The sequence below is a fragment of the Paenibacillus sp. FSL R7-0273 genome, assembly GCF_000758625.1.
Lineage (GTDB): Bacteria > Bacillota > Bacilli > Paenibacillales > Paenibacillaceae > Paenibacillus_AQ.
Genome location: NZ_CP009283.1, coordinates 3,840,819 through 3,855,363, shown reverse-complemented (window position 1 = coordinate 3,855,363; position 14,545 = coordinate 3,840,819). Strand labels below are relative to the sequence as shown.

The following is a 14,545-nucleotide window of genomic DNA, read 5'->3' as shown; positions in this document are numbered from 1 at the left end:
GTTTAGCCTCCACTTCTCTTCCTTGTCGCTGTTACCGTTCGATGGCGTGCATGCCGCCGCTGTATTCTTCAATTACGATGTGGCAGTTCGTTCCGCTGAAGCCAAAGCTGCTTACGGCCGCCATTCTGGAGCCTTTTTTGTTTACAGGCCATTCGACAAGCTCTGTATTGATATAAAAGGGGCTGCCTTGCAGCCGGATTTTCTCATTCAGTTCACGGTAATGAAGCAGCGGCGGAATTTTCCGGCTCTGGAGCGACAGCAGCACTTTGATTATGCCGGCTACGCCTGCCGCCATAGTGGTGTGGCCAATATTGGCCTTAATTGAGCCCAGCGCGCAGTAGTGGGAGTCGGATGTAAATGACCGGAATGCCTCCGTCAATGCTTTCACTTCTATCGGATCACCGAGCGAAGTGCCGGTGCCGTGCGACTCAACGTAATTAATTTCGCCCGGATCAATGGCAAATTTCCCGTATACCGCCTTTTCGAGCTGGATTTGCGAGTTCACGCTCGGTGCGGTGATACCGTTCGTTCTTCCGTCCTGGTTGACGCCCGAGCCACGGATAATGCCGTAAATATGGTCCCTGTCTCGAATGGCCCTTCCGAGCGGCTTGAGCACAATTACGCCTGCGCCCTCGCTGAGCAGCGTGCCGTCCGCACCATTGTCAAACGGGCGGCACACGCCCTCCTCCGACAAAATCTCCATCTGGCTGCTCTGGACGATGCTGTCCGCAGTGAACATCAACCGGATGCCTCCGGCGAGAGCCATTTCGCATTCCCCGCTCCACAGGCTGGAGCACGCCTGATGCACGGCAACCAGCGAAGAAGAGCAGGCGGTGTCGATGGAAATGCTGGGTCCCTTCAAATTGAGAAAATAAGAAATTCTGGCTGCCAGAATCGAAGAGGATGTTCCGGTAAAAGCCTCGGCCGTGTTGCCAAGCCTGTTAGCCTCCAGATGCTTCGTGTAATCGCTGGGCGCGCTACCGACGAATACACCGCAGCGGGTATCCTGCATGGCCTGATCCGGATATCCGGCATCCTCCAGCGCCTTCCACGCCTCCTCCAGAAAAATCCGCTGCTGCGGGTCCATCATTTCCGCTTCACGTGGAGAGATATTAAAGAACAGCGGATCAAATTCGTCCACACTGTCCAAAAGCCCGGCCACTTTGCAGTAGGTTTTCTGGAAGGCTTTCCGGTCCCCGTCGTACAAGGAATGAATATCGAAGCGTTCCGCCGGAACCTCACTGATGCTGCACACGCCATCGCGCAGATTCCGCCATAGCTCCCGGGTATTGGAGGCTCCGGGAAACCTCCCGGACATCCCGATTATCGCAATGCCTTCTTTCGCATCAGCAGGGGCTACATGAGCGGCCTGTACGGTTTGCACTGTATTTGCAGCCATCTTTCCGGCAAAACCGAGCTTGACCTTTCCCGCCGTCTCCGGCTGCTTTACTGTTTCCGCTGATGCTGCTTTTGCAGCAGCGTCTGCATCAAGGGTATTTAAACGGAGCTGCAGTTTTGGCACCGGTGCGGAAGCTTCCCGGACCGGCTCCGCCCTGTTTGCTGCATGAAGCGGCTTCAGGGGTAGCGGCACTGCCCGCTCCAATAACTGCTCCTCCGCTGCAGCCGCTTTCTTGTCCTGCAGCGGAACCTCATAATGCGCAGAAGCCTCTGCGGTATAGTCATTCCCGCTGCTGGAAGGGGAGGCCGCAGGCCCCGGCTTGCTTTTGGAAAATTGATCAATGAGGTCGTTCATATATTCATACCGGTGGTTAAGCCGCTGCCTGGTACCGGGTTCCGGGGCTGTTGAAGCCTGCTCTTGGGCAGCCTCTGCAGGGATCGGCCCGTTCTTCCGCACCTCATTCCATATATATCGCGTAAGCTCCGGAATTGTCGGATAATCGTAGAGCTGGATGCCATCCATCTGAATATGCAGGGCATCGTTCAGATCACGGACAATTTCGACGCTGCTGATCGAATCAATCCCCATCTCCTTGAAGGAAAGCTCCGCCAGCAGCTCATCCGGCTGGAGCTTGACGATACGGCACAGCACATCCTTGATCATCTGCTCCACGGCTTCTTCCGATATTTGGGCTTTTGCCGCCGCAGATGGAGCTTGCTGCTTCAGCTCATTAATCCGCTTTAGCCCTTCCCGGGCATCTATCCGGTTTTCCTTGATCTGCTGTAAAATCTCCTTGATCATCTCACCGTTACCCATAGTACACCTCCAGGAACTGGGCTACTTCATTAACGTCCAGCTCATCCTCGTTCATCCGCGCCAGCAGCTCCAGCAAGTCACGCTCCTCTTTGCTCTCAGGCGCAGCTTGCGTCTCTGCACCAGACTTCTCCGGCATCCGCTTGCTCCCGATATAAGCCGAAAGAAGCTGTATAGTCGGATAATCATAAATATCGATGGAATCCATATGCAGCCCGAACAGCTCATTGATGTCCCGTACAATTTCCACGCCGCTGATGGAATCCACACCCAGATCCTTAAAGTTCACCGCTTCATCCAGCTGGTCTTCGGCCAGTTGAATCCGCCGGGAAATGATCCGGGCTAGCTGGTCTTTGATATCCTTGCCCGTATCTGAATCCGTTGCTGCTTTTTTTGCCGCAAGTACAGGTTCCTTCCGGAATTCCTTCTGCTCCCGGGAATCCTTATGTTCCGCAGCCCGGTATAAATGAAGGATTTTCTCCTTCACCTCCGGCGTTGTAAAAGTAATCCGGTGCATTTCGTTCTCACGCTCCACGCAGCGCTGCAATGCATCCAGCACCCTCCCGGATAGCTCTCGCTTTAACACGCTGACTGTCGTCCGCGGCTTCTCGGCAATCTGCCTGGCGATGGAAACGGCCTCCTGAAGCACCTCGCTTTTGGTTCTGAAAATAACCGATGCCGATCTGCTCTTCAGCTGCGCGCCGGTGTACATTTTGGCCGTAAACATCATTTCGGTAGCCAGATTCTTGCCCAGCTTGTCCTCCAGAATGAACGTTGCCCCCATACCGGGTGTAAATCCGTATTTGGCAAAAGCGGCGGAATAAACGCTCTCCTCGGCCATCACTACAACATCCGCATAGAGCCCGAACAGCATACCGCCGCCTGAGGCATGTCCCTCCATCGCCGAAATGACCGGCACGGGGCATTCCAGCATTCCCCTGTAGAGGATAGGAGCATCGGTAAAGCTCAGCTTGGAATCGGAAATATCCAGCAGCTGTTCCTGGGTTCCGCCCATTGAGAAAATCCGCTCATTGCCCGCAACTACAATTGCCTTGACCCGCTCATCATTTTGGATCTGCTGAAAGCAGTGGGTTATGCCTTGGATAACCTCATGGGTAAAGGTGTTGTTATGCTGCGAATCCTGGATGCGGATCAGGGCAACATTGCCGTCAATATACTCAAGTGCCACCTCGCTGCCCGCATATTGCACCGCTTCTTTTTGATGTGAAATAGCTGGTGCTGGTGCCTGCTCCGCGGGATCAATCCAGTACCGCTTCCGGGCAAAGGGATAATGCGGCAGCGAAAGGAGGACAGGCAAACTCGGTCCGTGCATGGGTCTCCATTCAATTACTGCGCCTCTCGTCCACGCCTTGGCTAATGTACCAGCCTGTTTAAGCGAATACGGGTTTTTCTGAGAGGGTAAAACAGCATTTTTTTCGGCTTCGCCCGTAAACAGCCGCCCGGATTTTCCGCCGCTAAAATAAAGATTCAGCTGACCGATCAGCTCTTCAAGTGAGTAATATACGATTGCCATCCTGTGCTTCATAGGCTCTCTGGCGGTCTGCAGCGTATAGGCCAGCGATCTCAGTGATAATTCAAGTTCGCCTTCCCCTGCTATTGCGGCATTGGTCTGCCCCTGTCCATTTAATTCGGAATCAATGGACGCGGCCACCTGCTGTACGGTGAAATCCCCGTCCAGACCCGAAGCGTTCAAGCGCATGCCGCCGATCTCCTCCAGCCTGCTGCTAAGCTGTACAAATTCCACATGTCCAAGCCCCAGCTCGCCCAGAGAGCTGTCTTCTCCGATTTCAAGCACCGGGATGTTCTGCATATCTGCAATAGCCGCCTTTACTTGCGCTGCCATACCGTAAAGCGGCTTGGTATCCTTCCCGTTTACGCTGTTCAGATATTGCAGCATCCGGCCGGCATAGGCCTGCAGCCGTTCTCCGGTCTGGGCAGAGAGTACAAAGATATGCGGACCCTCTTCTTCCCTGCCGGGCTTGCCGTGTCCCCTCTTTTCTTGCTGACCGTCTGCCTGTTCCAAAATCAGATGCGCATTGGAGCCCCCCGCGCCAAAAGCGCTGATCCCGGCCCGCAAAGGGTGTACCGTTGTTATGCTGTTTGCCGTTATCGTTACCGGCTTCCATTCCTCCAGCCTGCGCTGGACATGGAACCCTGAATGCTCAAAACGGATATGCGGATTCAGCGTTTCCGAATGGATGGATGGAACAAGCTGTCTGTGCTGCATTTGCAGGAGCACCTTCGCAATGGCAGAGAGGCCCGCGGCCGCTTCCGCATGGCCGATATTAGATTTAACCGAGCCCAGCGCGCAGCGGAACTCATCCGTGCGGTATGGCTTAAAAGCATTCATCAGCGCCTTTACCTCAATCGGATCGCCCAGCGAGGTTCCTGTCCCGTGCGCCTCAATATAATTGATTGTGCCTGCATCCACGCCGCTGCGGGCGATGGCTTCGCTTATGGCTTCCTCCTGCGCCTTCTGGTTGGGAACCGTGAAGCCGCTGGCTTCGCCGCCGTGGTTGATTGCGCTCCCTTTGATGACCGCATATATACGGTCCTGATCCCGTTTCGCTTGCTCCAGCGGCTTGATCAGGACTGCCCCTGCCGCCTCTGCAGGCACATAGCCGTCTCCGCCGTCGCCGAAGCTGCGGCATCTGCCGTCGGAAGAAGCGAAATTTCCTTGTGCGAGCAGTAAATATTTATCAGGATGAACGGAAAGATTGATCCCCCCGGCCAGTGCCATAGTGCAATCTCCGCTTCTTACGCTTTGGCAGGCCAGATGCAGCGCGGTCAGTGACGAGGAGCACATGGTGTCGACTCCGAGTGAAGGCCCGGTCAAGCCGAAATAATAAGAAACCCGGTTGGCGATGGACGAGATCGTGGAGGTGGATACGTTCCGGCTGTTGTTGTACAGCTGATACTGCATCCACATGGCTCCGGTGAACACGCCGACCTTCCGTCCCTTCAGCTCCGACTTTGCATAACCGCCATCCTCAAAAGCTTCCCATGCAAGCTCCAGAAACACCCGTTCATGCGGGTCCATAAGCACAGCCTGATAAGGTGCGACATTGAACAGCAGCGAATCGAATTTGTCCACATCGCGGAGGAAACCGCCCCATTTCGAAGCATCCTTGTTCCAGCTCTCCCTCGCGCTGCGCCGTACCTCCTCATGGCTCCAGCGCTGCGGATCGACTTCCGAAATGCAATCCTTCCCTTCCTTCAGCAGCTCCCAGTATTCAAACAGATTATCAGCTCCCGGAAACCGGCCGCTTATACCGATAATCGCCAAGTCGTTGTCCGGCGTCGGGCTTTCGGTTATCGCAGTTCGGACAAAAGCCGGTTGTGCAGGCAGCCCGTCTGATTGCCCTGCAAGTGGTATTGTCTTCACCGTCGTTGGAGCAGCCCGCTCTTCGGTTTCCTGCGGCCGTCCAGCTGCAACGGCTTTGCCTGAAGCGTACAATTCCGTACCTTCCCGCATTAAAATAACCCTGTCAATCCGGCTTTCATCGCCAGGCAAAATCAGCAGCTCCGCTTCCTCCTGCCGGAGCGCCCATTCCAGCGCCTCCAGGCCTGCCGCCGTTTCCAGCAGGCTGATGCCGAACCGGTGCTTTAACGTGTGCTCGGTATGGCTGTCTCCCGGCATGCCGCCTTCGCGCCATAACGGCCAGTTGACGGACAGGGACTTTCCGCTGCGCTCCTGTTGCGTCCGCAGTTTTTCCCGCACACGCATATAAGCATCCATGTAGCCGTTCGCGTAAGCGTAATCGCTTTGGCCCGGATTTCCCAATATGCCTGCCACGGAAGAGAATGCGGCAAAGAACGCCAGCGGTTCATCCTTAAATACTTCATCAACATGGATGGTTCCCTCTGCTTTTACACGGAGTACTTGTGACAGCTCCCCGCTTTCTTTATGGACGAGGTAAGCATCCCGGGTAATGCCCGCACAGTGGAAGATTCCATTCAGTTGCCCATAGGCTTTCTTTACATAATAATGAAGGCGTTCAACCGCAGCCCGGTCAGTCACGTCACAGCTCACATATTCCAGATCGCCGGATTCTGCCCTCGTATCCTGGAGAGCTTCCGGCGCTTCCACAGCCCTCCCGCATAGAATCGCCCGTCCGCCCCGACTTATGATATGCTGCGCCAGATGCAGTCCGATCCCCCCGGCCCCGCCGGTAACCAGATAGGCATGTCCGCTGCGGATGATTGTTTCGTTATTGGCCTGTACAGGCAGTCCGGCTTTGCGGTATCCTCTGACCTTGCGGCCATTTCGCCCATACCAGATGCTGTGCTCCCCATTCCAGGCACCATAAGCTTCTTCCAGAACAATCTGAACCTTCCGCTTGCGGCTTTCGGCATCCATTGCAATGCACTTATAGGAAACTTTATCCGTTTCCGACTGGACGCAGTTCAGAAAATGCACCATGGCAGCATCTGCGGGATTTGCCGCCTCCCCTTCCCGGTCATAAAGATACAGCACCTTGACTGCCGATTTGACCTTGCTCCGCAGCAGTTCCCTCAGCATGAAAAATACCGGATCAAGACTGTTCCCGGTCCAAGCGGGAACGCCGGATTCCAAAGCCCCGGAAGTCAGGCTGCAGACAAGGATCCGGGGAAGGCAGTTCGAACGTTTCAACTCTGAGCCCAGCCATTCATAATCCTCACCGGCCGACAGATCCATGTGGTAGACCCGCTCCCCGGCCACACGGCGATCACCAGGCATTACATAGGTGAAGTACCTTGCGGCTGCTGTTCCTTTAAGGGCATACAGTTCATCGTTGGTGCTGCAAAATACCAGCACCTGCTCCGTCCGTGCCGTCTGCCGTTCACGTGCAAGCGGACGCTCGAACCAATGAGGCGCATACGCATGCACTGACGGAACATTGGAGCCCTGCTCAGCGGAAGCTGCGTTGCCTCCGCCGTTTAACCGGGCGCTTCCGCCCGCTGACTGTAAGAAAGCTCTACCGTGCTCCGCCAGAATATACTGGCCCAGCTCCTCAATATTGGCATATTCAAACAGCAATGTCGGGTACAGGCTCGTCCCGAGCCTCTCTTCCAGCCGTTTGACGATTTCCAGCAGGTGCTGCGAATTCAGGCCCTGGCTGTAAAAGCCTTCCGCCACTTGAAGCCCTTCTCCACCGATCCCGGACAAGCTGCCGATCAGCTCCTTCAGATAGGCAGTTACTGCTTCCTTCCCGCTGTCGGGCGGTACATGGTCTTCTGCTGGAGTTAACGCCGTATTAACGGCAGTTACCATGCCCTGTAAAGCAGCAGCAGGAACCGGCTCAGGGGCTTCCGTCAGGTCCGCCCTTTGCAGCCTGCTGATTAAATCCCTGGAGCGGATTTTCTTGAGCCCCCATTGCTTAAAGGCGGCGATTTCCTGGCCCTGCGCATTGTAAACCTCAATGTCAAAGTACATTAAATCCTTGATTGCACCGTCGGGATAACCTTCATCCCTTATATAGACATAGATTTGCTCCTTCATCGGCTCATAGGAACGGAAGGACTCAATGAACATCGGAATGGAAGCATGAACCTCCTGCGAGAAATCAATGTCCTGAAGCACTACAAAACCCTGCACCAGCGTAGCCGCATCCAGATAGCAGGGATGCATGTAATAATGGTTCAGGTATTCACCGGCCAGCTCCCCTAACGTAATCTCAGCCAGTATCCGGCTGTTGCCATAATAGAGCTTGCCCTGACCTTTCATGAAATCGCTGTGCCGGATATCAATTTTGCGCACATAGCTGTAAGCGTGATCCATGTCCTCCACGCGGCGGCTTTCGCCCTTAATCGCCGGAATATCAATGGTTTTGCGGCCAGAGGCGGAGCCGGGATGAATATGCAGCTCGCACCGCAGATTCTCATCCCAGTCGCTGCCCGGGGCAGCGCCGTCCTTTACTTTTTGGCTCTGCGCCAAAACCTCATGAAAGCCGTCCTTCTCCGTAAAGCTGATACGGATTTTTTTATCGTAATGCTCGCTTGTGGATACGGGCTCGCTGAACAGAACCTTCCGCAGCTCGACATCCCGCAGCGTAATGCCCTTGGATTGCAGGAACCGGTAGATCATGTCAAGCAGGGTGACGCCAGGCATAATTCTGACGCCATGCACTCTGTGATCCCTGACGATATAATTGCTGTTTTTAATTACTGTACTGAACCGCACACCGCTTAACGCGTCCATCACCAGCACACCTCTCCGCTCTCCCGTATTCAAATTCACTCTTCCACGAATTGCAAAAATGACAATTGCTCCTGATCCGCCCCGGCAGGCCTGCGGGAAGCCTGCCGGCCGTCTGTCCAGGCTCGCGTCCGGTGGAACTGCGCCGCCGGGAGCGGCTTTCTGTGCTCCGTCCGGCCTTGCAGCAGCTCATCTCCGCATTCGCTGATAATGGTATGGACATTCGTACCGCCGAAGCCGAAGGAGCTGATGCCCGCCCGCCGCGCATCTCCGTGCTTGCGCCAGTCGGCGGCCTCCATTACGGGGTAAAACGGCGAATGTCCGAAATCAAACCGCGGATTTGGCCTGCTGCAGTTCAGCGTTGGAACCAGCGTTTTGTGATACACACACAGCGAGGCCTTGATAAAGCTGGCGATGCCCGCCGCGCTGAGGCAGTGGCCGATATTGGTCTTCACGCTGCCGACGCCGCAGAATCCGGTGTCGGCGGTATATTGTTTATAGACGGTGGACAGTGCCTTTAATTCGATTGGGTCACCGATCATCGTTCCGGTGCCGTGAGTCTCGACATACCCGATGGTGCGCGGATCAATACCGGCCCGCCGGATGGCCTCGGCAATCACTTCTTCCTGCGCCTGCTTGCTCGGAGTGGTAATGCCCATCGTCCGGCCGTCATTGTTCGCTGCCGACGCTTCAATGACTGCGTATATGCGGTCGCCGTCGGCCAGTGCCTGCTCAAGCGGCTTCAGCAATACTGCGCCGCAGCCTTCGCCGGGCACAATCCCGTTTGCATCGACATCGAAGGTATGGCATTTACCGTCGGGCGACATGGCTTTGGAGGCGCTGAACACCAGGTAAGGCCGCTCATCGAGGATCAGATCCACGCCGCCGGCAACTGCCATTTCTGATTCGCCGCTGTTTATGCTCTGGCAGGCCAGATGCAGGCTCATCAGCGAGGAGGAGCAGGCGCTGTCTACCGTCAGGCTCGGACCTTTTAGATTAAAAAAGTGCGAGGCATAGGAAGCGATGAAATTCTGCCCGATGCCGACAATCGTATTCTTGTTGAAATCCTGCACCCAGCCCGGATATGAGCCGGGATGCGCGCCGATGAATACACCCACCTTGCGTCCGCTGATCTCCGCTTTTTCATAGCCTGCATCCAGGAACACCTCGGCGGTTACTTCTAAGCTCTGTCTCATCAGCGGGCTGATTTGCTCGGGATTTTCTTTGATTTCGAAATAACCGGCATCAAACAGCTCAATATCTTCAAGGAAGCCGCCCCATTTGCTGATGCTCTTGCCTTCAGCCGGAGCAGGCGAATATAGCTCCTCCGTATCCCATCTGCTGTCCGGCACCTCAGTTACACTGTCCAGCCCCTGCCGCAGATTGTTCCAGAATGCGTCCTTATCCGGTGCTCCGGGAAAATGGCAGCCCATTCCGATGACGGCGATCCGGTTATCCCTTTTCCCTGCTTCGGCTTGGCCGTTCCGCTTACCGCGCAAAAACGTTCCAAACTCCGGAATACGGCAGAACGCCTCCCCAAGCCTTAGTTCATTAAACGTTGTCCCGATGTCCGGCCCGCCTGTTAGATCGATTCCTTCTCCGGTGATGACATTGTCAGCAAGCAAATGCCCGGCCAATGCCTTTATATCACGCAGTTCAAAGAATAGGGCAGGATCGATGCGTATATGGAAAGCTTCATCCAGCTTTTTGATGACGGCAATGAGCAGAATGGAATCCACCCCGATTTCGGCAAAAGGAAGATCTTCCCGCAAACGGTCAGACGGCAGCTTAAGCTCCTCACAAAAGATCGTTTTAATCAGCCGGACGGCCTCGGCCTCCTGCCGAGCATTTGCAGAAAATGGATGAATGCTGATGTCCTCGTTCATCCCGCTGTTAACCGGAGGTACATTTTTTGGCGCAGCCGCAGTGTTCGTCCGTAAGAGGGCGTCAGGATTATACGCATCGCTGCGCACAATTGCCGGCATAGCGCTTTTGTGTTTGCCGGATATGGCGGCTTCGAGCATAAACAAGCCGTCTGCCAGACTGTGTGCGGTAAATCCGGCAGCCGTATAAAGCGGGCTTAATTGGAAGCCGGTATCGACCAGCATGCCTACTTCCGACCAGCTCGGCCAAATAATAGATTGAAAATATTCCTCGCCCTGTTCCCGCCGGAGGCGGATATAAGAATCCAGGTAGCTGTTGGCGGCGCTGTAATCACTAAGTCCCGCAGACAGCACGGGCGATGCCGCCGAAATGGAGGAGAAGGCAACAAAGAATTCAAGCCTGTCCTCGGCCAGCAGACTGCTTAAATGTTCCAGTCCTTCGGCTTTGGGCTCGAAGACCTGCCGGATATCGCCGGTTTTTTTATGGATAAAGGCCGGATGATTGTTCAGGTTGGAGCCCGCACAGTGGATAACGCCGCCGATCTCCCCGCACCGCTGCCGGATATCTGCAAAAAACGGGCCAAGCCGCTCTGAATCAGCCAATGATCCGCAGTATAACTCTACTTGGACGCCCGCCGACTCCAGCTCCAGTATTCGTTTCACTGCAGCCCCGGCTGATGCATCGGAGCCTGAAGCGAGAATACGGTCCCAGTCGGGTCTTGGAGGAAACGGCCGGACACCCATCAGCACAAGCTTTCTTGCGCCTCTCCGGGCCAGTAGCCTGGCAGCTTCCGCTCCAATGCCCCGGGTTCCCCCGGTTACGACATACACCTTGCCGGAGTCAAGCGCCAGAGTACCTTCACCTTGGCGGGCAGCCCATTTATTGCGCTGCTTCAAGGTCTTAAATACAGGCTCATAGCGGATGCCGCCGGTATAAGAAACCTCGGCTTCACCTGATGACAGGCTTAGTTCAGCTCGGGCGGTTTGGACAGCATCTTGAATTAGTGAAAACGAACGGCCGATATCCACCGTCTGGGCCAGCACTTCCTTGTACTCTGCGCGGATCGTCCGGATAAGTCCCGCGATCTCGGCTCCGGCCAATGTCTCCGTCCGTTTATGCGCACCTTGCAGGCCGCTGGTCATATGCAGGATGCGCAATCCTCTGGAATACTTTTTCACCAGTGCTTGCAGCAGCTTAATCTTTCCATAGCTTAGTTTGGAGCGGTGCAGCGGCCCGGAATAAAGATCGGAGAAATCAAGGACTCCGCTAATTTCCGTCTTCAGGCCAAGAACAGCCTCAATCGCCTTGTCGCATCCCGCCTCTTCCCTGAAATCCGCGTTTAGAATGGCACCATCCAGATCGAGCAGCTGGCCGTCGCCAATGAACAAGGCAGTATTAAATCCAGCGCGGATTGCATTCAGCGCCCCCGCATCCGTTTCACTGTTCACGAGGACAATGAACCGTCCAGCCGGCACCGCTGGCTGCAGCTGCGGTTGAGCGTCCGCTTTCCGCCACTCTTTTTGCAACAGAACGTATTGCTCTTCCCCGGACAAATGCTCTGTGGCAAGCGGAGCCATCTGCATCCGGCTCAGCATCAGCACGGCTGCACCCCGTTCATCCATCACCGCAGCTTCATAACCCGCTTCACTGTTCTTAACATGGACATAACATCCGGCTTCCAAATTTCCGGCGAGTCTGATTTCACCGATTGAATAAGCAGTGGAGAGCGGCCCGCCCCGTCGGATTATATCCATGTTTACAACTTGAAGAATGGCTTCCGTCAGCAGCGGCGGCAGGATATAACCGCCACGGCAGGAACACGCGGAGGGAACAACCGCAGCCACATGTTCGGTTAAACTGCTGTATAGCTTTTCGACCATCTGCGCTTGCTGATCATATTTCAGCCCTTGATTTTCCAGTGCGCTGTAGAACTCCCCGGCGTCCCGGCGCTGCGCTGTTCTTCCAATGAAGCCCGCAACATCAAATGCAGCTTGCACAGGCTCTGTGACTGGAAGCCCTTCTGCTGTCCACGCCCTGGCTGTTCCGGCGGCAACGATCCTCCGCTCCGCCCCTTCATGGAAAACACCAAACCGCAGTGACTCCGCTTCCCCTTCAAGCTCAACACTGAGATTGTGCGTATCTAAACCTGTAGTGAGCGGATGTGTAAGCTGGATTTCGTTAAGCAGGCTTATAGAACCGCCGCCGCCAAGCACAGCTGCCTTCGCAGCCATTTCAAGCAGCACCGCTTCGCTGACCATACGGGTGTTATACATTGCCTTGTAATTAAAATCGGGTTGATTGTGTCCAGCCTCGCTCGTAAAACGTATAGCCTGCATAGTGGAAACATTACGGTGCAGCAGCGGATGAAGCTGCGCTTCAGTGGCAGCAACAGCAGTAGAAGACGGGAGTGAATCCCCGCGCTCTTGCTCCGCGATCCAGCAGCGTATGTATTCAAATGGATAGGCAGGTAGTGACACTCTCCGGCGGTTTTCCGGAGCAAACATGGCCTTAAATTCCGCTTCAAAACCTTTAATATAATAGTTAGCGATCAGCCTTAACGCTTTCTCCCTTTCTGCGGGCAGAAGACTGCCTTGCTGAAGCTGGTTCAGCAGCCCGTTCATCTGGGCTTTCAGGGCCGGATTTACACGCTTGTTCCCGTTAGCTCCTCCCCCTCTGTACCAGCCCGCGCTTGGCCGCTGTTCCAGAAAAGCCTCCAGTTCACGGATTAGTTCATGGCGGCCTGCAGCCATGAATATGCTGCGGTAAGCGTAATGATCTCTGCCGGCCAGCAGAGTAAAGGAGATATCCTCCGGCTGCGCAACCGCTCCGTGCCGCAGATAGGCGAGCAAATTGTGAGCCTGCGCTTCCAATGCTGCATCGCTTTTGGCGGACAGCGCGAACAGATGCATATCGGCCGTAGCTGTCGTCGTCTCATTCACCGGGGATTCAACATGCTCTGCAATGACCAGATGGCAATTGGTTCCGCTCATGCCGAAAGAGCTGACGGCGGCCATTCTAGGCCGTCCGTCTGTCCGGGGCCAGTCCTCGGTTCGGGTTCCCACATAAAATGGACTGTTCTTGAAATCAATGAGCCGGTTTTCCCGGCTGCAATGCAGTGTTGCGGGAATTTTATCGTGCTTCAGGCTCAGCAGCACCTTGAACAGGCTTGCCATGCCGGAAGCAGACAGAGTATGGCCGATATTGCCTTTTACCGAACCCAAATGACAGTATTGCTTATTCCCGGTGAACGGACGGAAGGCTTCCGTCAGAGCGCCAACTTCAATCGGATCGCCAAGGCGGGTTCCTGTTCCATGCGCTTCCACGTAAGTAATTCCGGCGGGATCGATACCGTATTTCTCGTAGACCTCACGTTCCAGCGAAGCCTGTGATAAACCGTTCGGAGCCGTTATTCCGTTGGTCTTACCGTCCTGGTTCACCCCGATGCCCTTGATAATTCCGTATATATGATCACCATCGCGCAGTGCGGCGGAGTATTTCTTCAAAACGGCGGCACCCACGCCTTCACCGAGCCCGATGCCGTCGGCCCCATCGGCGAACGGCTTGCAAATTCCATCGGTGTTCAGCATGCCGAGCCTGCCCAGCGACATATAAATCCACGGCGTCAGCATGATTTGAATGCCGCCGGCAATCGCCATGTCACTGCTGCCGTTTAACAGGCTGTCACACGCCAGTGAGAGTGCAACGAGAGACGAGGAGCAGGCTGTGTCAAGGGCCACACTGGGCCCTTTCAAATTGAGCAGATAGGATATTCGCGCCGGAATGACTGAAAGACTGTTGCCTGTAGGCACATGCTCATTGGCTTCTCCCCGGAAACGCTCCAGGTACTCACCTTGCTGAATTCCGACAAATACCCCGCATTTCGTACCCGACAATTCCTGCAGGGAATAACCTGCATCCTCTATAGCCTTCCAGGATTCTTCCAGAAACAGCCGCTGCCGCGGGTCCATGTGCTCCGCTTCCTTGGGAGAGATATGGAAGAACAACGGGTCGAACTGCTCGACATCCGGGATGAATCCTCCGAAGCCGATATGCTCCTTCTCTTCCGGCGTCAAACGGAATAATTCGGGCCGTTCAGGCGGAAGCTCTTGCAGACTGCTCTGTTCATGAATGAGGCCTTCCCAAAACTGGTTCACATCGCGGCTGCCCGAAAATTTGCCCGAAATGCCGACAATGGCAATCTCATCTGCTGCGGAAGCCCGCTGCTTGGCGGTTTCAGTGGTGTTCAGCAT

The 14,545-nt window shown here is 55.1% G+C and carries 3 protein-coding genes; all 3 read right to left on the bottom strand.

Features of this window, described 5'->3' with window-relative positions; all coding sequences use genetic code 11:
• Positions 1-31: 31 nt before the first annotated feature.
• From R70723_RS16455 to R70723_RS32115, 3 genes are read right to left on the bottom strand one after another with little or no spacing between them, the layout of a single operon-like run.
• A complete protein-coding gene (locus R70723_RS16455) occupies positions 32-2,215 on the bottom strand; it encodes a type I polyketide synthase (RefSeq protein ID WP_039873508.1) in 2,184 nt (727 codons plus the stop codon).
• Positions 2,208-8,447 carry an SDR family NAD(P)-dependent oxidoreductase gene (locus R70723_RS16450; RefSeq protein WP_039873506.1) on the bottom strand — a complete coding sequence of 2,080 codons (6,240 nt, stop codon included), beginning with the start codon at positions 8,445-8,447 and terminating at the stop codon, positions 2,208-2,210. Before R70723_RS16450 ends, R70723_RS16455 begins: the two co-directional genes overlap by 8 nt.
• Positions 8,448-8,449: 2 nt before the next feature.
• On the bottom strand, positions 8,450-14,545 hold the full coding sequence (locus tag R70723_RS32115) for a beta-ketoacyl synthase N-terminal-like domain-containing protein (RefSeq protein WP_052421342.1): 6,096 nt from the start codon (positions 14,543-14,545) through the stop codon (positions 8,450-8,452).